The 19627-nt window shown below is 47.5% G+C and carries 17 protein-coding genes and 1 pseudogene; 14 read left to right on the top strand and 4 right to left on the bottom strand.

Annotation, left to right across the window (positions count from 1 at the left end; all coding sequences use genetic code 11):
- Positions 1-26: 26 nt before the first annotated feature.
- The 7 genes from ACFSO0_RS08730 to ACFSO0_RS08760 all read left to right on the top strand — a co-directional run bounded on the left by ACFSO0_RS08730 (position 27) and on the right by ACFSO0_RS08760 (position 7216).
- On the top strand, positions 27-1709 hold the full coding sequence (locus tag ACFSO0_RS08730; protein WP_376879020.1) for a methyl-accepting chemotaxis protein: 1683 nt from the start codon (positions 27-29) through the stop codon (positions 1707-1709).
- A gap of 635 nt (positions 1710-2344) precedes the next feature.
- Positions 2345-2878, top strand: a complete 534-nt coding sequence (locus ACFSO0_RS08735; protein WP_376879023.1) for an RNA polymerase sigma factor — start codon at positions 2345-2347, stop codon at positions 2876-2878.
- Positions 2847-3932, top strand: a complete 1086-nt coding sequence (locus ACFSO0_RS08740) for a DUF4179 domain-containing protein (RefSeq protein WP_376879025.1) — start codon at positions 2847-2849, stop codon at positions 3930-3932. The genes ACFSO0_RS08735 and ACFSO0_RS08740 overlap by 32 nt, the downstream gene beginning before the upstream one ends.
- 343 nt (positions 3933-4275) lie before the next feature.
- On the top strand, positions 4276-5259 hold the full coding sequence (locus ACFSO0_RS08745) for an alpha/beta fold hydrolase (protein WP_376879028.1): 984 nt from the start codon (positions 4276-4278) through the stop codon (positions 5257-5259).
- Positions 5260-5366: 107 nt separating this feature from the next.
- Entirely contained in the window at positions 5367-5975 is a 609-nt protein-coding gene (locus tag ACFSO0_RS08750) for a hypothetical protein (protein WP_376879031.1), read from the top strand.
- Positions 5926-6627, top strand: coding sequence for a GNAT family N-acetyltransferase (locus ACFSO0_RS08755; protein ID WP_376879033.1), 702 nt, complete (start codon positions 5926-5928; stop codon positions 6625-6627). The genes ACFSO0_RS08750 and ACFSO0_RS08755 overlap by 50 nt, the downstream gene beginning before the upstream one ends.
- 19 nt (positions 6628-6646) lie before the next feature.
- Positions 6647-7216: a DJ-1/PfpI family protein gene (locus tag ACFSO0_RS08760; protein ID WP_376879036.1), complete on the top strand. Its 570-nt coding sequence runs from the start codon at positions 6647-6649 to the stop codon at positions 7214-7216.
- Between the two features lie 4 nt (positions 7217-7220).
- Here ACFSO0_RS08760 and ACFSO0_RS08765 read toward each other — a convergent pair.
- Positions 7221-7409: pseudogene (locus tag ACFSO0_RS08765) on the bottom strand (transposase); the annotation flags it as partial.
- A 569-nt stretch (positions 7410-7978) separates the two neighbouring features.
- Positions 7979-9670, bottom strand: coding sequence for a methyl-accepting chemotaxis protein (locus tag ACFSO0_RS08770; RefSeq protein ID WP_376879039.1), 1692 nt, complete (start codon positions 9668-9670; stop codon positions 7979-7981).
- A 240-nt stretch (positions 9671-9910) separates the two neighbouring features.
- Here ACFSO0_RS08770 and ACFSO0_RS08775 point away from each other — a divergent pair, with 240 nt between their 5' ends.
- The gene (locus ACFSO0_RS08775) at positions 9911-10921 is read left to right on the top strand and encodes an ATP-binding cassette domain-containing protein (protein WP_376879041.1); all 1011 of its coding nucleotides are present in this window, start codon (positions 9911-9913) and stop codon (positions 10919-10921) included.
- A gap of 23 nt (positions 10922-10944) precedes the next feature.
- Complete coding sequence (locus tag ACFSO0_RS08780; RefSeq protein ID WP_376879043.1) at positions 10945-11733, top strand: ABC transporter permease; 789 nt, start codon at positions 10945-10947, stop codon at positions 11731-11733.
- A gap of 93 nt (positions 11734-11826) precedes the next feature.
- On the opposite strand, the gene ACFSO0_RS08785 is transcribed toward ACFSO0_RS08780, so the two are convergent.
- Entirely contained in the window at positions 11827-12333 is a 507-nt protein-coding gene (locus ACFSO0_RS08785; protein ID WP_376879045.1) for an ECF transporter S component, read from the bottom strand.
- A gap of 291 nt (positions 12334-12624) precedes the next feature.
- Here ACFSO0_RS08785 and ACFSO0_RS08790 point away from each other — a divergent pair, with 291 nt between their 5' ends.
- The 4 genes from ACFSO0_RS08790 (at position 12625) to ACFSO0_RS08805 (ending at position 17707) form a co-directional block, all read left to right on the top strand.
- Positions 12625-13797: a PstS family phosphate ABC transporter substrate-binding protein gene (locus ACFSO0_RS08790; protein WP_376879047.1), complete on the top strand. Its 1173-nt coding sequence runs from the start codon at positions 12625-12627 to the stop codon at positions 13795-13797.
- A gap of 257 nt (positions 13798-14054) precedes the next feature.
- A complete protein-coding gene (locus ACFSO0_RS08795; protein ID WP_376879050.1) occupies positions 14055-14192 on the top strand; it encodes a hypothetical protein in 138 nt (45 codons plus the stop codon).
- A 220-nt stretch (positions 14193-14412) separates the two neighbouring features.
- Positions 14413-16293: a molecular chaperone HtpG gene (gene htpG, locus ACFSO0_RS08800; protein ID WP_376879052.1), complete on the top strand. Its 1881-nt coding sequence runs from the start codon at positions 14413-14415 to the stop codon at positions 16291-16293.
- Positions 16294-16615: 322 nt separating this feature from the next.
- Entirely contained in the window at positions 16616-17707 is a 1092-nt protein-coding gene (locus ACFSO0_RS08805) for a TIR domain-containing protein (protein WP_376879054.1), read from the top strand.
- A gap of 236 nt (positions 17708-17943) precedes the next feature.
- Here ACFSO0_RS08805 and ACFSO0_RS08810 read toward each other — a convergent pair whose 3' ends face one another.
- Complete coding sequence (locus ACFSO0_RS08810) at positions 17944-18978, bottom strand: zinc-binding alcohol dehydrogenase family protein (RefSeq protein ID WP_376879057.1); 1035 nt, start codon at positions 18976-18978, stop codon at positions 17944-17946.
- Positions 18979-19114: 136 nt separating this feature from the next.
- Between ACFSO0_RS08810 and ACFSO0_RS08815 the strand changes: the two genes are divergently transcribed.
- Positions 19115-19501 (top strand): winged helix-turn-helix transcriptional regulator, encoded by a 387-nt coding sequence (locus ACFSO0_RS08815; RefSeq protein WP_376879060.1) that lies wholly within the window; start codon positions 19115-19117, stop codon positions 19499-19501.
- Positions 19502-19627: the final 126 nt, after the last annotated feature.

The following is a 19627-nucleotide window of genomic DNA, read 5'->3' on the forward strand; positions in this document are numbered from 1 at the left end:
TTTCATATTTATAAGGGGGTAGCAGGATGAGATGGACGATTGGCAAGAAAATTATTGGCGGATTTTTAACTGTAGCCCTGCTTCTGGTCATTGTGAGCGGAATGTCTTTTTACTTCATCAAGGAACTGGACAACTCGTACTCTGACCTGGTGGACAGAAGAGCTGAAATGCTCTTAAACATCAAGGATATTCAGGTAAATGCTACGCAGCTGAATAGTAGTTTGAGAGACTACCTCCTTACAGGAAGTTCGGAAGCTACGCAAAAAATGGAGGATGCAAGCAAGCAATTATCTGCTTTGGTTACCGACACCTTGAAAATGTCCCTGACCCAGGAAACCAAGGATGCATTGAACAAGATCCAGACCATGTCCAAGCAATATGAAGAAGGAAAAAATCAGATTGCCTCGTTGAGCAAAGAAAAGGCCCTGGAGTTTGGCACCACCACGTTGATTCCTCTTTCCAGTGACATAAGAACAGCAGCTGGCGAAATTAATAACCGAGAACAAAAAGCAATGGCGCAAGCCTCGCAGGAAAACTCCATAATGGTAGACGGGGTAATCGAGACAGGGGTAATCATCGGTGTGGTTGCCGTCATCCTGGCGCTTTGCATTGGCTATTTTGTTACAAGGCTGATTGCACGGCCAGTCATTGTCATCTCATCTTCGGCAGAAAAAATTGCTGCGGGAGACCTGACTGTTGAGGATCTTGATATAAAAAACAGGGATGAAATCGGGGAACTGGCTCATGCCTTTAATGCCATGAAAAACAATCTGCGCAATCTGATTCATCAAGTGGGAATCAGTGCTGAACAGGTGGCAGCTTCTGCTGAAGAGTTAACAGCAAGTGCTGAACAAACAAGTAGAGCCACGGAGCAAGTTGCTTCCACCATGCAGGAAGTCGCTTCAGGTTCCGAGCAACAAGCGACCAGCGTAGACCAGAGTGCCCAGACTGTGAACGAGATGGCACAAGGTATTGAGAAAATTGCTGACAACGCTCAGAAGGTATCCGCTTCCGCCGTACAAGCATCTCAAGTCGCGGAGGAAGGAAATCAGTCGGTCAAAACCGCGAACGTACAAATGGGCTCCATTCACACCAAGGTTCATGACCTGGCAGATGTAATCAAAGAATTAGGCAATCGTTCGGATGAAATTGGCCAGATTATTCAAGTGATTACTGACATTGCTTCTCAAACGAACTTGCTGGCGTTGAACGCAGCCATTGAAGCGGCAAGGGCAGGTGAACATGGCAGGGGATTCGCTGTCGTTGCAGAGGAAGTAAGAAAACTTGCGGAGCAGTCGGCTGGGTCTGCCAATCAAATCAACGAATTAATTTCGATGATCCGCGAACAGATGGGAAAAGCGGTCGTTTCCATGGAACAGGTGAAAAGTGAAGTGAGCGAAGGCATGGTAGTAGTGACCCAGGCGGAAACGTCCTTCGAGCACATTCAACGTTCCGTGAACGATGTCGCGGTTCAGATTCAACAGGTATCAGCAGGTGCGCAGCGGATGGCTGCCTCTATGGAAGAAATCGTGCAATCTGTTACGGCCATACGGGAAGTAGCCAGAGAAACAGCTGCAGGAACTCAGAACGTTTCTGCTGCTACGGAAGAACAATTGGCCTCTATGGAAGAAATCTCTTCGTCAGCCTTGGCGCTGTCCAGGATGTCTGAAGAGCTTCAGAAGGTCATTGCAAATTTCAAGGTTTCGTGAAAAAACGGAAAAAAATTTATATTAAACCTCATCGATTTGGTGAGGTTTTTCTATGTGCTGAAGGGGGCAAAAAGCGGAACTTCCACACGAGCTGTGAAGGGCAGAAGATATTTCGCTTCCTTATGTTAAGTTGGAATACAAGAAAAGTGAAAAAAGGGTAGCCAACAGGAAAGCAAACGCAATCCAAAATGCGACCTTGCTACGTTTATACAGGAAGAGCAAAACGACGTAAAAGAAAAAGAGAATGGTACTGCCGACACCCAAGGTAATGGCAATCATAACCCCCACAAGTTCAAACCAACCGTCTGATGTAAATCCCATGATGACACTAACTGCAATAGTTACTAGCCACAATAGTGACTACGGGAGACATATTCAAGTAATTGTGCCCGATGGTCCTAACCAATATAAGAAAAGCGGAGTGCTTGAGCTGCTGCCGAACAAATATCAAAGAGAGTAGATTTTGGTTGGGATTGAAAGCAGGAGCGCACGATATTCCGAAGAGCCTCATCAGATCGGTGAGGTTTTTTCTATTGACCAAAAAAGCGATTTTATGCTGATTTTACTCCGTTCAAGGTTTTTAAGAAAACCGGGAACCTATTTCTGCTTTTTTGCATAATACAGGTGAAAGGTTGGTGTGGCCAAAATTGGAACGTGAAGAACGACTGGAAACATGGATGGATTTGTACGCGCAGCGTCTCGTTCGCCTTGCATATACATACGTTCGTGAGTGGACAAAAGCAGAGGATAGGGTGCAGGATGCTTTTATTAAGGCCTACGAAAGAATGGATCAATTCAAGGACGAATGTGATCCCTTCCCCTGGCTGGCCAGAATTGTGATGAACGAATGTAGAATGGCGCAACGGAAAGGGTGGAGGGAAATCGTAACCGCGCTGTTGCCTGAGCGCGTTGACATGAGTTCCGAAGATACCTTTTTGGTGATGGACTCGAATCAAAAAATGTATGATCACATTCTGAAAATCCCCGAAATCTACCGGACTCCCATCATCCTGTTTTATTTTGAACAGTTACCTTTGAAACAAATTTCCGAGATTCTTGGGAAAAGCGAAGGGACAGTTAAGTCTAGGCTCGCACGTGGAAGAAATATTTTACGAAAAGTATGGGAGGCCGAAAATCATGAGCTTGGAACAGCAAATCAAGGCTGCTAAATGTTGTCACGAGAATCATCCGGTAGACGTTGAGGATTTCAAAAAACGTGTGTTTCAAAAATTGGAGAAACACAAAGAATGGAAAGCCAGACCTTCGCGGGTGGCATTCCTGAAATTAGCATCCAATACAGAGTCATCTAAGAGAAAGCAAACTTTCAAAAAACTGTCCGTTATGACGACGGCGACCGCAGCATCGCTCGGTGTGGTGATCGGAGCGGGCATGACATCACCCGGCTTTGCCGAAGCTCTGAAACAAATACCTGTCGTTCAATCCGTATTTCATATGGTTGGGGATGACGGGCTCAAATTGGCGCATGAAAAAGGTATCGTTTCTACTATTCAAAAAACGGCAACCGACAGCGATATCACAGTTACGATCACAGAAGTCTTTTATGATGGGGCGCAGATTTCCGTTGGCTTTATGGTGGAGTCTCCGGATAAATTGTCTGACATGCATCGTTTGACGAAATCGATAAAAATAAATGGAACCACTCCTGAAAGCTGGGGAACTGGCGGCACCATTCATCCTATTGATGACTACAAGGCTGTGGGAGTCATCAATTTCAGTACGAGTGAACCGTTACCCGAGAAATTTCAATTTGACCTCTCCATTCAAAAGATTGGAGATACAAGGGGAGATTGGTCCTTTTCTTTCCCTATCGTAAAAAATGATGCTACCAATCAACTATTCACACCAATGGTGACAAAAACGTATGGAGACACGACACTCATTCTGGAAAAGATCACATTCACAGTTCATTCAACAGAATTAGTAGGACAAATCATTCAATCAGGCGCTTCCCATTCAGCCATGTTTGAAGTGTTTGAAGTGACAGATGATAAAGGAAAAGAATTAGGACTTCTTAGCTCATCACTTGGAGAAAATAAAGTGGACGGTGAGAAAGTAACCGCTAGATGGAAGGCGATTTACCAACCGGTTAAAGAATTACCAAAATCTATTACAATACGCCCTGCCACTTTAGAAAAAGTGGATCTACCTGCAGAAATAATCAAGGGGCTAGAGATAATTGTTCCCATTCAAAAGAATAGATAAATGAGAGACTTGTTTTTGAAAGCGTGTGAAACTCACCGTAACATATTGTTAATCTTTTGATCAGGTGTGATCAATTAATATTCAGCTACTTCGGATGGCGACCATTGTCTCCAGTGGTAATCACAACCGTAAGAAACCCAATTTTTCATTTTATTAGGTGCCGCTATGCGAATTAGAAGACTAACAAGCAGTAGTATTGATATCGCCCTTTCTGCCTGTATCATACCCGTAGAGGCTCCATGTCAAGCCACCGCATAAACGGTGTATTTTCCGTATGAATATACGGCAATATTCGGCACTTTAAGATTGCCAAACACAGCAATTTCGATAGCGGAGGTTAATCATGTCAACAACTGTTGAGATGAAGAATTATTTTCAGATGAGAAGAGAGCACGCCCGTTGGCATTACGAACAGTTAAGGGAAATAGTTCATTGCCTCGAAAAAGGCATAAATGTAGCGGGGAGTGAGAGTTCCTGCTCACGAGAATTCATGGCGATGTTGCATGCTCTGAATGAAGCATTAGAAATGGCTAATGAATGGGGGTATCAAACAAATCACATTGCATACCGAAAGTTAATTATGAATAATCGGAAACAGAAGCCGCAACTTGAATATATCTATCACATGATGGAAATAAGTAAAAAACGGAATTTACTTTGTTTGGAAGACATGGTTATTCGTGATTTCAGTTTTAGTCGAAACAACTATTCTCGACGGCCCCTTCTCCAAACTTGTGAGGAAGTTTACCAACATTGTAATGAAATGCTCGATCAAATGATCGTTTTTATTGAAGAACACTGCGATGACTCTGTATCGTGGCGCAATCTGGATGTGGGGCGCTCTCAATTACTTTGTAAAACTTGTGAGACCCCGGTCACAGGTTATATTCGACATTTAGGTATGTTAAAGGAAACCAAAATCAGAGCAAAAGAAGACTATGTTCCGCGCAGGACATATTTGTATAGTTTTGAAGCGATACAAGCAAATCTCTTACCGATTAGTGACATGACTGATAATGAAATGATTGTTCATCCTGATGATTTGAAAAATATCCAGCGCAAAGGAGGAAGTGTGGGCTTAATCCGTTCACAAGAGATGCTAAACGGCTCATGGTGGGCTGACTGGCAAGCATCGACGTGTCCTGCCTTACTCATGCAAGGGGAAAAAAGTCGAATCTTGAGTTGGGAACACGCACAAGAGATGGCGAAAAGAAGACCTAACACATCGCTTATGCAATTTCCAGGATGCGGACATACGATTCGTAACGGTGACCCAGATGGCTACAATAGGGCAGTAAGAGACTTCCTTAAAACGCTTTCACTGTAAAAGTGTATCGGTTTAGATATTTCGGGAACTTAGACCCAGTTCATATTAAATTCATAAAAGAACCTTATAATACTAGTTGCTTTTCGATCATAGGAAGGAGAAATCAAATGAGAAAATGGGGTTATACATTAGTTGGGCTTTGTATGGCTATGGCAATGCTCATCCTTGGCAGTGTATCCGTTTTTGCAGCCAGTCAAGGATCGGTAACCGATAACCAATGCAGCACCTCATCAATGGAAAAAGAAGACTTCTTTCTGATGAAGTGCGGCAGAGGAACAGAACATCCGGATGGTTTTTATTTACTCGATCATGGGAAACAGATCAGATTCCCATTCACAGGAAATACGATCATCGAATCAGTCAGTCCTTTTCTTGCCCTTACAGATCCTACCAAGCGGGAGGACATCCTTATCGTAGAAAGGGACACGAACAATTACGCATTAGTGTATCTTACTGCTTACAAGTATTTGAACGGTACATTTACAAAAATAGACTCGATCAGTAACGAGTCATCTGCAAAGGAATCGATGTTTCTGTCCGAGTTTTTATTTGGTGGAGATGGTGGATATACCGTCTACCTTCAAGAATTGAGTAGTGACAGAACGGGTTTGCGTGTAGCCACAAAAGTCTATATATGGAACACGGAAATGCAAAAATTTATTTTCAGTGCTGATGGAAGTTGCCACACCACCGCGTCAGATCCGCATCGAGCCTGAAGGAAGGCTTCAAGGTAGGGTTTATGCTATCGTAAAACTGGAAAATTTTTTAAAACGAGCGGAGGGTGACATCGTTTTGCAGGTAATCCCGGTTGTACTGTGTGGCCAGAAGGTTACATTGGTTCCAATGGAATACAAGCACATTGAGGCTTTGTATGAGGCAGGCAGATACCCAAATATTTGGACAGTTACTCAAGGACGAATCGACTCCCTTGACGATGCGAGGGAGTATGTGAATAAAGCGCTAGAACAAAGGAATGCACTTCCGTTTGTAATCGTTGATAACGAATCGCAGAAAATTCTGGGCAGCACGCGTTTCTATGACATCTCAGTCCAGAACAGAAGTTTAGAGATTGGCTCTACCTGGCTCACGCCTTCTGTGTGGAGAACTTATGTCAACACCGAATGCAAATACTTGTTGCTGAAGCATTGCTTTGAATCGCTAGGGACGAGTCGAGTTCAATTTAAGACAGATAGTCGGAATATCAGGTCTCAAAAGGCTATTGAACGGATTGGTGCTGTCAAGGAGGGGGTTTTGCGAAACCATATGATTCTGCCAGATGGCTATGTCCGAGATTCCGTCTATTACAGCATAATCGACAGAGAGTGGCCAGAGGTAAAGCTGCGTCTTGAGCTGCTTATGCGACAATAAGTTGATAAGGGTGAGTCGAATGAAAAAAATATTACTGTTTTTATATGATTCATTTGCGGAATTTGAAATTGTTACATTAGTTACTGCTCTAAGAGGAACAGAGTATGAGCTTGTTACTTTTTCAACAAAACCTGAAGGAGAGGCAGTAGAAGCATTATCTACTTTGCGTTATCTGCCTAACTTAACTATTCAGAATATCGTAGTTGACGAGTTTGAAGCCCTGGTTATTCCTGGTGGTACACCCCACCCACTCCTGCAAAATCAAGAATTAAGTAAATTAATTCGATCATTTTATGAACAGAATAAGTTATTAGCAGCCATTTGCGGTGGGCCTTCATTACTAGGTGCTGCGGGAATTCTAAAGGAAATTACATATACAGCCTCTATTGAACCCACTGAAGTTGAATACAAAGAAGTTATGAATTGGGAAAACAAGCTCAACGAACTTCTTGTAGTGGATAAGAATGTTATTACTGCAACTGGTTCAAATTATCTTAACTTTGCAGAAGAAGTATTACGTAAGCTGGGTGGTATACCACAAGATGATGAAAACCCGTTACAATACTTTAGAGAGCCATCCAAGTCATAGAACCAACTGATATTTCTGTATGGCCGAACTTTGTTTTCAGCCTCTTTTTGCTGTACCCATTCCGACTATTTCCTGAATGATCGCCATCGGCACTATGCTTGGCGTAGTCCAAATGATCATCCATTTCTGCTTCAAACAACTGCTGGATGGTGTCACGGAACAAATCTTTTAGCATGATGTGTACGTCCTCGATGGTCCTTAATGGGTAACCATTTACACAAAACTTTTTTACGCTCTCTAATCTATTTTAAAATAATTTGAAATCAGGTGATATTCTGGCTGACCAAAAAACAAAAATGTGGATAGTGCTGTACTATATTATGAACCTAATTGTCCCAATTCCCTTAATCCTTTCCTTTATGATTTTATTGGTTTACGGAATGATGTCACTCGGAAGCGATGATGGCGGAGCCATTTTACTTTTTTTTGTTACTTTAGGTATTTATGTTGTTCTAAGTATTTTGCTTCTCCGAAAAATAAAAAAGTGGGGATATCATTTAATAGCAGGACTTCTCACAGCAACAGTTAGTTTTTTCCTAATCATTGCGTTCTTTAAATTATAATGTTTCACTTTTACACTCCCTCATCGTTATTGGTGAGGTTTAAATGTTAGCCCGATTGGTAAGCTTGGATTCTCAAGAATTCACTCGAATACAAACCCCTTATGCAGAACACTACGCAAAAGGAAAAGAGCCAAGCAGGTTCAAACCGCTTAGCTCCTTATTCATTAACCGTTTGTTTTTTGAAATCAGGCGCAGCCTCCTACACCTTAAAGTGCCGCAGCATGTCATTCAAATCGCCGGCCATCTTGCTCATGGAGCTGGCTACGGCGCTGATTTCCTCGATGGTTGCCAGTTGCTCCTCGGTTGCTGCACTTACGTCTTGAGCACCGTGAGAGGTATCGGTTGACATGACAGAGATTTGGTCGACGGATGCCGTCACTTGTTCGGCACTAGCGGACATTTGTTCCGAGGACGCGGAGATTTCCTCCACTTGTCCGGTCACAGTCTGGATGGAAGTGCGAATGGTTTGGAACAACTCACCTACAGCATTCATCAAGTTGACGCCGGACTCTACCTCCAAAACGCCGCTTTTCATGGCAGTTGTTACACTGATCGTATTTTGCTGAACCAACGCGAGCATTTCCGAAATTTGATTGGCGGATTCGTTGGATTGCTCGGCCAGCTTGCGCACTTCGTCGGCTACCACAGCGAAGCCCCGCCCATGCTCTCCCGCGCGTGCGGCTTCAATGGCTGCGTTTAAGGCCAGCAGGTTGGTCTGTGCGGTTATTTCCTTAATAGCGCTTGTAATCATTCCGATTTCTTCGGACTGCTTGTTCAGTTTTTCGGTCAACTCTACGGATTGATCTACGTTTTGTTTGATCTTGTTCATCTGTGCCGCTGCGAGTTGCACGGCTCTGTTCCCTTCTTCTGCTGCTTCTAACGTTTTTGCAGCGCTCTCCGATACGATTTGGGCCGATTCCGCGATTCGTTGAATACCGATAGCCGATTCCTGCATGGCTCGTGACGATTCTTTGCTGGCCTCAGCAGTCGTTACCGCATTTTGCGTCATGTCCTGGATGCGGACGGTTACTTCTGTTGCTGACTTGCTAACCTCTTCGGCGCTGGCATTTAATTCTTCTGCGGAAGCCGCCACCATTTCTGCGCTCTTGTTAATTTCTGTGAGCAAAGTAAGCAGGTTGTTTTTCATCGTGTTAAAGGAGGCAACGAGCACTTGGAATTCGTCGCGATTGTTTACTTTTACGTCTTCTTGCGTCAAGTCGCCCTCTGCAATCAAACGGGCTGTGCTCGTTAATTTTGCAAGGGGTTGGGTGATCATGCGGCTGATGTACCAGGCAATAAACGCTCCAAGGAGGATCGCGAGTAAACTAATGACGATCACCGTTGTCATGATTGTGTTGGCGCTCTTGCTAGCGGTGGCTGCCTCTTCTTTTACTAAATCTTCCTGAAATTTGACCATTTCGTCTACTTTTGCTACCAGTTTTTCGTATGTCGGAATGACTTTATCCGCCAAATTAGCTAATGCTTCCGAATGCTTGCCGTTCTCGTTCAAACTGATGGTCAGATCTCGTGCGTTTATGTATTCTTGATTTAATTTTGCTACCTCTTCTATGTTTGCTTTTTGCGAGGGGATTACGTACATCTCGAGTCCCTTCTCAATCTCTGCACGCGTCTCGTTTGTCAAGTCTTCCATCTTCTGAAGAGAAGTTTCGTCGTTCATCAGCAAATAATTGCGCATTTGCAGCCCTTGCTGTGAAACGCTCAGCGCAATATTTTTCGCCAATTGAATGCGCGGCAGCCGTTGATCGACGATCTGTTCACTGTTCGCGGTTACTTCGCCGAGATTGGTATAACTCGTATACGCGATTGCACAAAGCAAAAGCAATACAGCACCGAATCCTGCAAATAACTTTCCTCTAACTGTCAATTTCATAACGAGTCCCCCCAAGTAAGCTATTAGCGTTTGACAGCCTTTAGCCGAGAGTTTTTTCATATAATTAATTGTACATATATAGTTGAGTGCGCTGTCAACAAAAAACTAGACAGATTCCTTGGGTGCGTTCTTAATTTGTAAACAGGTGGACATAAATAGCCAGAGGGCCATTTATATTCCGTTTACATTCGCGCGTTATGATCTCGTTATGGAAATAAATGAAGGTGAGGAGTGGCTGTAATGAACAAGGAACACAGCAAGGAATGGGCAGTCGAAGCCCGGGGACTTGTCAAAACGTTCGGGGATAATCGCGCCGTAGACGGTGTGGATTTGAACGTGCGCGCCGGTTCGATTTACGGCGTGCTCGGTCCGAACGGGGCGGGCAAGACAACGACCATGCGCATGTTGGCGACGCTGCTTCGGCCGGACGCCGGAGAGGCGCGCATATTCGGGCATGATGTGACGAAGGAGGCGCACATCGTCCGGCAGCTGATCGGAGTGACGGGGCAGTACGCCTCCGTGGATGAGTCGCTTAGCGCCACGGAGAACCTGATCATTTTCTCCCGGCTGCTTGGGCTGGGGCGTTCAGAGGCACGACGCAAGGCAGCGGATTTGCTGGAGGAGTTCGGTTTGACCGAAGCCGCGAAACGTCCGCTGAAGCATTTCTCGGGCGGCATGCGCCGCAGGCTTGATTTGGCGGCGAGTCTCATTGCGCAGCCGCCGCTCATTTTCCTGGACGAACCGACAACCGGGCTGGACCCGCGTACGCGTGCGCAGATGTGGGAGACGATCCGCCGTCTGGTGGAAACCGGGTCGACCGTGCTGCTGACCACGCAATACCTCGATGAAGCAGACCAGCTGGCCGACCGGATCGCGGTGATTGACCGGGGCCGGGTCGTCGCCGAAGGGACCGTGGATGAGCTGAAAGCATCTGTCGGGAACTCGGCGCTGCACCTGCGCGTCCAACATCCGAAGGACATTGCCCATGCCCGGGAATTGGTGGAACAGGTGCTGGGCGTCCGCTCCAGCGTGACGGCAGAAGCAAGCAAGATTACGGCTCCGATGACGGATGCCGATCAAGTGACGGATTTGCTGATCGCGCTGCGAAACCGGGGCGTGCAACTGGCGGAGATCAGTGTGCAGAAGCCGACTCTGGACGAAGTGTTTTTGACCATCACGGGGCATGGGACAGGCGAAAGCGAGCAGCAAGCCATGGCACAACCAAACAGAATGGAGGAAGCCAGTGTATGAAAAGCGCAGCATGGGGGAAAGAGATGAGTCGTCCATTAAAAAATCACGCAAGTCTGGGGCAGGCGTTTCGCAACTCGTTGACGATGGCCTACCGGGGACTGTTGAAAATCCGGCGTACTCCAGAGCAATTGTTCGATGTGACCCTGCAGCCGATTCTTTTTACGTTGATGTTTACCTACATATTCGGCGGCGCCATTGCCGGAAACGTAGACAATTACTTGCCGATCATCATTCCCGGCATTCTTGTGCAGACTGTCATTTCAACGTCCGTCGTCACCGGCGTCCAGCTGCGCGAGGACATGGATAAAGGCGTTTTCGACCGGTTCAAATCACTCCCGATCGCGCGTATTGCGCCTTTGGCCGGAGCTTTGCTGGCCGACACCGTACGCTATACCATTGCTACTGTGCTCACCTTTGCCATGGGGTATATCATGGGGTATCAGCCGGGCGGGGGCTTGGGATTCGTCGCTGCCGCCGGAATCTTGGTCATTGCCTGCTCGTGGGCTGTCAGCTGGATTTTTGCCTTTTTCGGGGTCATTGCCCGCACGGCTGCAAGCGTACAAGGGATTTCCATGATGGCGCTGTTTCCGCTCACCTTTTTGTCCAACGCTTTCGTTCCGGTCGAAACGATGCCCCACTGGCTCCAGTGGTTCGTCAAGATCAACCCGATCTCCCACCTGATCAGCGCTGTACGCGAACTGGCCAATAACGGGACAGTCGGGGCCGAGTTCGTCCTTTCGCTCGTCAGCGCGGCTGTCATTGTGGCCGTCTTTGCTCCGCTCACGGTACGCGCTTACATGCGCCGCACGTAGCTGGCCGATTGGCAGTACCGCGTATTGCCGAATCAGGTCCAAGAAAAAACGCTCAGGGGAATGGCTCCCTTGAGCGTTTTTATGCGCGGGAAACTACCGAGCGATTTTTTTCAGACGTCCGACAAACGGCAGGACAATAATGCCGGCGATAACGACTTGAAGCACGTTGCCTGGAATGGAGCCGAACGGCTGAATCCAGTTGCTGTAAAGAATGACCTCCGCAAAATAGTAGCCCACGATTTTGATGAGCAGAGCGACGAAAATAGCCAGCGAGTATACCCATACCTGGCTGCCCGTTTTCCTTTCGGCGATCAGCCCGGCTATATAGCCCATGGCTCCCACGATGACAAAGGTAAACGGTGCCCATGTCGTCCAGCCGGAGATGAGGTCGAAGAGGCCCATCCCGAAGGCGCCCGCAATGGCTCCTGTTCTTTTGCCAAATATAAAGGCTGCCAGAAAGAGAGGCACGTTGCCCAGGTGAATGAGTCCGCCGTTCCCCATGAACGGGAGGCGCAGGTTGATGAACATGGTGAAGACGAGGGTTAAAGCGATAAAAAGTGCGTTGATGACCAATGATTTCGTTGTGTTTCTGGTAGACATTTGCTAGCCTCTTTCTTTTTTTTTTCTATATATGATACTCGGAAACGGTCGCTTTATAAATATCCTTCCTGCGATTTCTTTGTGCTTCTGCAAATTTTCACGGGCAAAAGATCGCAGAGCCAGCGTATGCGTCTTTTTGCCGTGTCCAGCTTCCCGCTTTGGCGGCAGGGGGCGTTGCTTGCTGACAGGCGAACCGGAGCGATTATCGAAATGGCTTCGCAAGCGATTCCTCATTTTCTGAAGGGTTCCAATTTTTGTATAATAGAACGGATTAGAGAGGGGGAGTGAGTCATGCAGCGAAGTCTGCTTGCACGTATCATGGAATTTGTCGTCTTGGCGGCGGTTCTTGCCTTTTTCGGGTTTGTGGGGATGTTTTTAGTCGCGGTGACAGGCGGACAATCCTTTTACGTAGCGCTGACGGCCGTGGTGATCGTCGCGACCATCGTCTTCATCGCGGTCTGCATGTTTGCTGTTTCCGTCCGCAAGCAAGTGCTGTACCGCTCGTTTTTCGGCTTTTTGGTCCTGTGCGGCTTGACGGTGGCGGGCTATGAAGGCTATCAGTGGTACGAAAACAGCATTCCAGTCGTCAGCGAGCAGGACGTGGATTTGTCGGAGTACCAGCCTTTCCGCGAGCCGACCAAGGCGAAGAAGCTGGAGGAGCCGGCGAGCTTGACTTTGCAGGGCGACTTGCCGAGACTGGATGGTGCTACGGCGCTCTATCCGCTGTACGCGGCGTTCGCCCAGGCTGTCTACCCGAAAAAGGAATACAATCCGTACGACAGCGAGGTCATGTCCAGCACGACGCCAAAGGCTTACGAGCGTCTGATTGACGGCGAGGCGGACATCATCTTTGCCGCAGGTCCGTCGCAGCAGCAGCTAGAAGAGGCGAAGCAAAAGGGCGTTGAGCTGAAGCTGACACCCATCGGACGCGAGGCATTCGTCTTTTTCGTCAATGCTGCCAATCCGGTCAAAGGGCTGACTACGCAGCAAATCCGCGACATTTATGCAGGCAAGATTACGGACTGGTCCGAGGTCGGAGGCGCGCCAGGGAAGATCCGCGCCTTTCAACGCCCAAAGAACAGCGGCAGCCAGACGATGCTGGAGAAAGTGATGGGCAACGTCGAGCTGATGCCTGCGCCGGAGGAAGACATCGAGGCAGGCATGGGAGGAATCATCCGCAAGACGGCCGACTACAAAAACTACAAGCAGGCGATTGGCTATTCCTTCCTGTACTTCGCCACTGAGATGGTGCAAAACGGCGATATCCGCCTGCTGGAAGTAGACGGAGTGAAGCCGGACAAGAGCACGATCCGCGACGGGACGTACCCGCTCGCTGCCGAATTTTACGCCGTGACGGCAGGGAGCGCCAACCCGAATGTGTCGCGGTTCATCGACTGGATTCTTTCGCCGCAGGGGCAGTCGCTGGTGGAGCGCACGGGTTATACGCCAATCGGCGGCAGATAGGGAAGGCTTCAGCATGACGGGCCGATCGCAGATACGAGCTTTTTGTCCGACAGGCTGCCGCAGAAGCGTCCAGAAAGCACAGAGATTGCCAGAATCGTACCCGTACACCGGCTGGTCCGGACTGTACGGGTATTTCAAGTTGCGGGCGGGTTTGCTATGATGTGGGAATGAACCCAGATGCAAAGGATGTTGACAACTGATGAAGAAAAAGATCGTGCTCGTACTCGATGCAGAAGTAAAGCAAGAAAGAAGTGGACATGCAGCAGTTGGCGGACGAAATGTCCAGGGCGATCGGAGCCGTCGACGGGATCAAGCTGCATGAGGTCGTCCTGTTTGACAATGACGAATCCAGCGCGGACAAATGGGTCGCCAAGCTGGAAAAGAGCCCGGAATAGCCGATGGAAAAGAGCGGCTGCGGGTATGTCCCCAGCGAAGCCTTTTCTCTCTCCTGACTGAAGCTGTGGATGACGTCGTGCAACCCTGGGCGTATTGACAGAAAAAAACAGGACTGCTATAAAAAATAGTGGGTAGCACTCACCTGCGGAGAGTGCTAATAATTTGTTTGGACGACGTGACGAAACGGGAAACCGGTCACAGCAGAAGGGAGAGATAGGAATGGAAAAGAAGCAGTTTCAGGCTGAATCCAAGCGCCTCTTGGAAATGATGATCAACTCCATTTACACCCAAAAGGAAATCTTTTTGCGCGAGCTGATCTCCAACGCAAGCGACGCCATTGACAAGATGTACTATAAAGCACTGACGGATGACAGCATCGTCTTTGACAAGGACAACTACTATATCAAAGTCATCGCAGACAAGGAAAACCGCACCCTGACCATCCGCGACACGGGAATCGGGATGACGGCAGAAGAGCTGGAGAGCCACCTCGGGGTGATCGCCAAGAGCGGCTCGCTCGCTTTCAAAAAAGAAAACGAGGCGAAGGACGGGCACAACATCATCGGCCAGTTCGGCGTCGGCTTCTACTCCGCTTTCATGGTCGCGGACGTCGTGACGGTCATCAGCCGCGCGGTCGGCAGCGATCAGGCATATAAATGGGAGTCTTCCGGCGCGGACGGTTACACGATCGAGTCGGCGGAAAAAGCGGAAGTCGGTACCGACATCATCCTGAAGATCAAGGAAAACACGGAGGAAGAGAGCTACGACGAGTATTTGGACGAGTATCGTCTCAAAGCGATCATCAAGAAATACTCCGACTTCATCCGCTACCCGATCAAGATGGACGTGACAACGCGCAAGCTCAAGGAAGGCACCGAGAACGAGTACGAGGACGTGAAGGAAGAGCAGCGCATCAACAGCATGGTGCCGATCTGGCGCAAAAACAGGAGCGAGCTGACGGACGAAGATTACGAGCGTTTCTACATGGAAAAGCGCTACGGCTTCGACAAGCCGCTCAAGCACATCCACATCAGCGCCGACGGTGCCGTGGTGTACCAGGCGATTCTTTTTATTCCGGAGAACATTCCGTTCGATTACTACACCAAGGAGTATGAGAAAGGGCTTGAGCTGTACGCGAACGGCGTCCTGATCATGAACAAGTGCCCGGACCTTTTGCCGGACTACTTCAGCTTCGTCAAAGGGATGGTCGATTCGGAGAGCTTGTCGCTCAATATTTCCCGGGAGATGCTGCAGCACGACCGCCAGTTGAAGCTGATCGCCAAAAACATCGCCAGCAAGATCAAAAACCAGCTGCAGAGCATGCTGAAAAACGAGCGCGACAAGTACGAGCAGTTCTTCCAGTCGTTTGGCCGCCAGCTGAAATTCGGCGTGTACAGCGACTTCGGCATGAACAAGGACGTGCTGCAGGACCTGCTCCTGTTCACCTCCTCCAAGGAGAAAAAGCTCGTCACGCTGGATGAGTACGTGTCGAGAATGCCGGAAGAGCAAAAGTACATCTACTACGCGTCCGGCGAGTCGAACGAACGCATCGAGAAGCTGCCGCAGACCGAACTGGTGCTGGAAAAAGGCTACGAAATCCTGTACTTCACGGAAGACATCGACGAGTTCGCCATCAAGATGATCGGGAAGTACAAGGACAAGGAGTTCAAATCCGTCTCCAGCGGCGACCTCGGGATCGAAGCGGACGAGAAAGGAAGCAGCACGGATGCGGAGAACGAGGAAAACAAAGAGCTGTTTGACTACATGAAGAACTTGCTGGAAGGCAAAGTGAAAAACGTGAGGGCGTCCAAGCGGCTGCGTTCCCATCCGGTGTGCCTGACGACCGAAGGGGACATCACGATCGAGATGGAAAAAATCTTGAACGCGATGCCGAACAATCCGAATGTCAAAGCGGAGAAGGTGCTCGAAATCAACGTCAATCACGACGTGTTCCAGTCGTTGAAAAAAGCTTTTGCCGAAGACAAGGAAAAGCTGAATCTGTACACGACTTTGCTGTACAACCAGGCGCTGCTGATCGAGGGTCTGCCGCTGCAGGACCCAGTGGAATTTACGAACGATGTTTGCAAGATTATGGTGTAACCAAAGCAAAAGAGAAGGATGCTGTTCTGGTGAGCAGCATCCTTTTTTGCGTTCCTTTTTACATAGGAGGACGCCAACGCTTTCCTCGGGCACAACTCGCGCTGTCCAGTGAAGCTATAGAGTGGGCCAGTTAAACTCACGGGCAGATTCGTTTAAGATCAAGCGCGGTGAACCGTATCATAAGTGACGGCAACGGTTTTTGCAAGATTATTTTTGATTATGAGGCCAAATTATGTACAAAAGGTAGAATGTTAATGTGATACAATAATTGAAAAACCTGTATTAGAAATTCATTTGACAGCTTATGCTTGGAGGATTGAGTATGACTGAAAAGAATCCAAAAGTATTCATAAGTTACTGCCAAGAAAGCTTAGAATTTTCGGATAGAGTTCTTAATTTTTCCAATAAACTAAGAAGTGAAGGCATTGATACAATTTTGGATCAATATGAAGAATCCCCTAAAGAGGGATGGCCAAGATGGATGGTGAACTCAATTAACGAATCAGATTATATTATTGTAATCTGTACTCAAGAATACCTAAAAAGGCTTATGGGAAAGACTGATAAGGGTATTGGTAAAGGTGTTAAATGGGAAAGTAATATCATTTACCAACACTTATATAATGATGATTCATTAAATGAGAGATTTATTCCTGTAATTTTTCATGAAACAGATACTAAGTTTATTCCAATGCCACTTCAAGGAGCTACATATTACGATATATCAAAGCCCGAAAGATATGAAAGGTTGTACTGGCGTTTAAGAGGAGTAAACAAAAAAGAAAAACCTCAATTAGGAAAGTTACGCCCACTGCCAGAAAAAGAAAGAAAATCTTTATTTATTACTACGCCTATTGATTTAGAAACATGGGACAAGGCTATCTGGAGAGGTGCTGCGTTTCTCATGGACACTGATAATAGTGAGCCACCATGTCTAATACTGCCTTACAAAAATGAATATTATGCAACAAAAATATTTAAAAATTGGATTTCCATGTATGGTAAGGAAGATAAGCATGATGAAATCAGAGTAGCAATAATCGAAGGTGATATTCCCGGGGAAGAGAAGGGATATACAATTCATATCAGTTCAAATATTGACCGAGTGGCTAAGAGAATGGAAGAACAAGGTTTAGAATTAGATGAGAGCTTAATAATGTCTATTTCTAGAATGCAACGAGCTAATCCTACTGATAATTTTAAAATGTTTAATATGTTCAAAGCTCGGTATCAAAAGCATAAAAAGTATATTCTTATGCCCGCAGTAATTGACGAGACAAGTTGGAAAATAAAGCCCTTATTTGAATATGGTTTATTAAAGCATGAACTAATATTTAAGCATGTTAGTGAGATTGATGAGCATGATTTAGATGCTCCAGTTATTCTAAAGAATAAGCCCTGGAAAAAATATTGATCATGCTCATTGGGTTACATGAATTGGGTACTTAGTTGTAGAAACCCTTCTGCCTGAGCAAAAGGGTTTCAAATTATGTGGGTATTTATCCCACGTATGGAAACTATCCCACTCCTTAGCATGTGTCTCCCTCCGAAGTGAACTTTGCGGTTAAATCCGAAGGGGAAATATCGCAAAGGGTGGGTCATTTTCATTCCGGCGATCCCGAGTCAATTATATCCCGGCGGTGACACACATTAACGAAAATGCTCCAGCACGACTTTGCCAATCATATTACCCGATTCGAGCATCGCATGGGCTTTGCGCAAATTAGCGGCGTTTATCGGCTCCAGCTTCTCGTTCACCGTCGTGCGGACGATCCCCTGGTCCACCAGTTTTGCCACTTCGTTGAGCAGCTTGTGCTGTTCGATCATGTCGGCTGTCCCGTACATCGAGCGAGTGAACATCAGTTCCCAGACGAAGGTAACGCTCTTGTTCATCAGCAGCGTCAAATCTAGCAATTCGCCTGTCTCGACAATCGAGCAGATTTTCCCTTGCGGGGCAATGGCCTCCGCCATTTTCCTCCAATGCTTCTCGGTGCTGTTCAGGCAGAAAATGTAGTCGACACTCTCGAAGCCAATCGCCTTGAGTTGTGGAACGAAGTCCTCGAAGTGATTGATGACATGGTCAGCCCCCAGTCCTCGCACCCAGTCCGCCGATTCCGGCCGTGAAGCCGTGCCGATAACCGTCAGTCCTGCGTACTTGGCCAGCTGGGTCGCGATCGAACCGACGCCGCCGGCCGCCCCGATGATCAGAAGGGTACGGCCTGGATTGCTGCCTGGCTCGGATGATATCCCGAGGCGGTCGAACAGGCCCTCCCACGCGGTAATCGACGTCAGCGGCAGTGCGGCTGCCTGCGCAAAGTCCAGCGTCGCCGGTTTGAACCCAACGATCCGCTCATCGACCAGATGAAACTCACTGTTGCCTCCCGCCCGAACAATGCTGCCGGCATAATACACCTCATCGCCGGGTTTGAATAACGTGCAGTCCGGCCCCGTCTGCTCCACGACACCCGCTACGTCCCAGCCGATCACTCTCGGTTTCGTTTCAGTCCGGTCCTTCGGCGCTCTCACCTTCACGTCAACCGGATTGACCGAGATAGCTTTGACCCGAACCAGCAAATCGCGGCCGGTCGGTGTCGGCTTCTCGATCTCAACGTCGATCAGGCTGTCCGGATGATCGATAGGCAAATATTTGTATAGGCCGACAGCTTTCATGGTTGTATTTGGCATTTTGAATCCCCTCCAGTAAGGATTGAATTAAACTACAGTTGTAAGTATAGTGGATATCAGCTAAAATTATTAGTACGCACATTCATGTTGTATAGGAACATTTTTTATACTTTTTAATATAGAAGGAGTGGAACGCATGCGCAACCGCAAGAGCGGCTACGGGCATTGCCCGAACGATGAAGGCTGTCCGGTGGAGTATACGCTGGACGTGATCGGCGGCAAGTGGAAAGGCGTGCTGTTGTACCATCTAGTCGAAGGGCCGAAGCGATTCAACGAATTCCGCCGAATCTGCCCGACGATTACGCAGCGGATGCTGACCCTGCAGCTGCGCGAGCTGGAGAAGGACGGCATTGTCAACCGCGAAGTGTACAACCAGATTCCGCCGAAAGTCGAATATTCCCTTACGGAACTCGGACAAACGCTTGTGCCGATCATTCTGGAGATGAAAAAATGGGGCGAAAATTTCGGCACAAAATCGAAATCAGGATCAAGTCCAAATTTGTATGTAGAATCTCTCAGCTAAATTAAGCTACTTGATACAAATCACTTTTGAGGAGATCTTTCCCAGTTTTCTGTTTTCACGCCATTCAAGATAATCTGCCATTTCCAAATATTTCTTTCCAGCAGCCCATTTCTCATCTTGTAAACG

It is taken from the genome of Brevibacillus sp. GCM10020057, assembly GCF_042683565.1.
Classification (GTDB): Bacteria; Bacillota; Bacilli; order Brevibacillales; family Brevibacillaceae; genus Brevibacillus.

Bases quoted from the DNA above. Each gene is read 5' to 3' on its own strand.
- ACFSO0_RS08740 (WP_376879025.1), top strand. From the start codon at position 2,847: ATGAGCTTGGAACAGCAAATCAAGGCTGCTAAATGTTGTCACGAGAAT.
- ACFSO0_RS08745 (WP_376879028.1), top strand. From the start codon at position 4,276: ATGTCAACAACTGTTGAGATGAAGAATTATTTTCAGATGAGAAGAGAG.
- ACFSO0_RS08805 (WP_376879054.1), top strand. From the start codon at position 16,616: ATGACTGAAAAGAATCCAAAAGTATTCATAAGTTACTGCCAAGAAAGC.
- ACFSO0_RS08815 (WP_376879060.1), top strand. From the start codon at position 19,115: ATGCGCAACCGCAAGAGCGGCTACGGGCATTGCCCGAACGATGAAGGC.
- ACFSO0_RS08775 (WP_376879041.1), top strand. From the start codon at position 9,911: ATGAACAAGGAACACAGCAAGGAATGGGCAGTCGAAGCCCGGGGACTT.
- ACFSO0_RS08785 (WP_376879045.1), bottom strand. From the start codon at position 12,333: ATGTCTACCAGAAACACAACGAAATCATTGGTCATCAACGCACTTTTT.
- ACFSO0_RS08795 (WP_376879050.1), top strand. From the start codon at position 14,055: ATGCAGCAGTTGGCGGACGAAATGTCCAGGGCGATCGGAGCCGTCGAC.
- ACFSO0_RS08760 (WP_376879036.1), top strand. From the start codon at position 6,647: ATGAAAAAAATATTACTGTTTTTATATGATTCATTTGCGGAATTTGAA.
- ACFSO0_RS08790 (WP_376879047.1), top strand. From the start codon at position 12,625: ATGCAGCGAAGTCTGCTTGCACGTATCATGGAATTTGTCGTCTTGGCG.
- ACFSO0_RS08780 (WP_376879043.1), top strand. From the start codon at position 10,945: ATGAGTCGTCCATTAAAAAATCACGCAAGTCTGGGGCAGGCGTTTCGC.
- ACFSO0_RS08810 (WP_376879057.1), bottom strand. From the start codon at position 18,978: ATGCCAAATACAACCATGAAAGCTGTCGGCCTATACAAATATTTGCCT.
- ACFSO0_RS08770 (WP_376879039.1), bottom strand. From the start codon at position 9,670: ATGAAATTGACAGTTAGAGGAAAGTTATTTGCAGGATTCGGTGCTGTA.
- htpG (WP_376879052.1), top strand. From the start codon at position 14,413: ATGGAAAAGAAGCAGTTTCAGGCTGAATCCAAGCGCCTCTTGGAAATG.
- ACFSO0_RS08730 (WP_376879020.1), top strand. From the start codon at position 27: ATGAGATGGACGATTGGCAAGAAAATTATTGGCGGATTTTTAACTGTA.
- ACFSO0_RS08750 (WP_376879031.1), top strand. From the start codon at position 5,367: ATGAGAAAATGGGGTTATACATTAGTTGGGCTTTGTATGGCTATGGCA.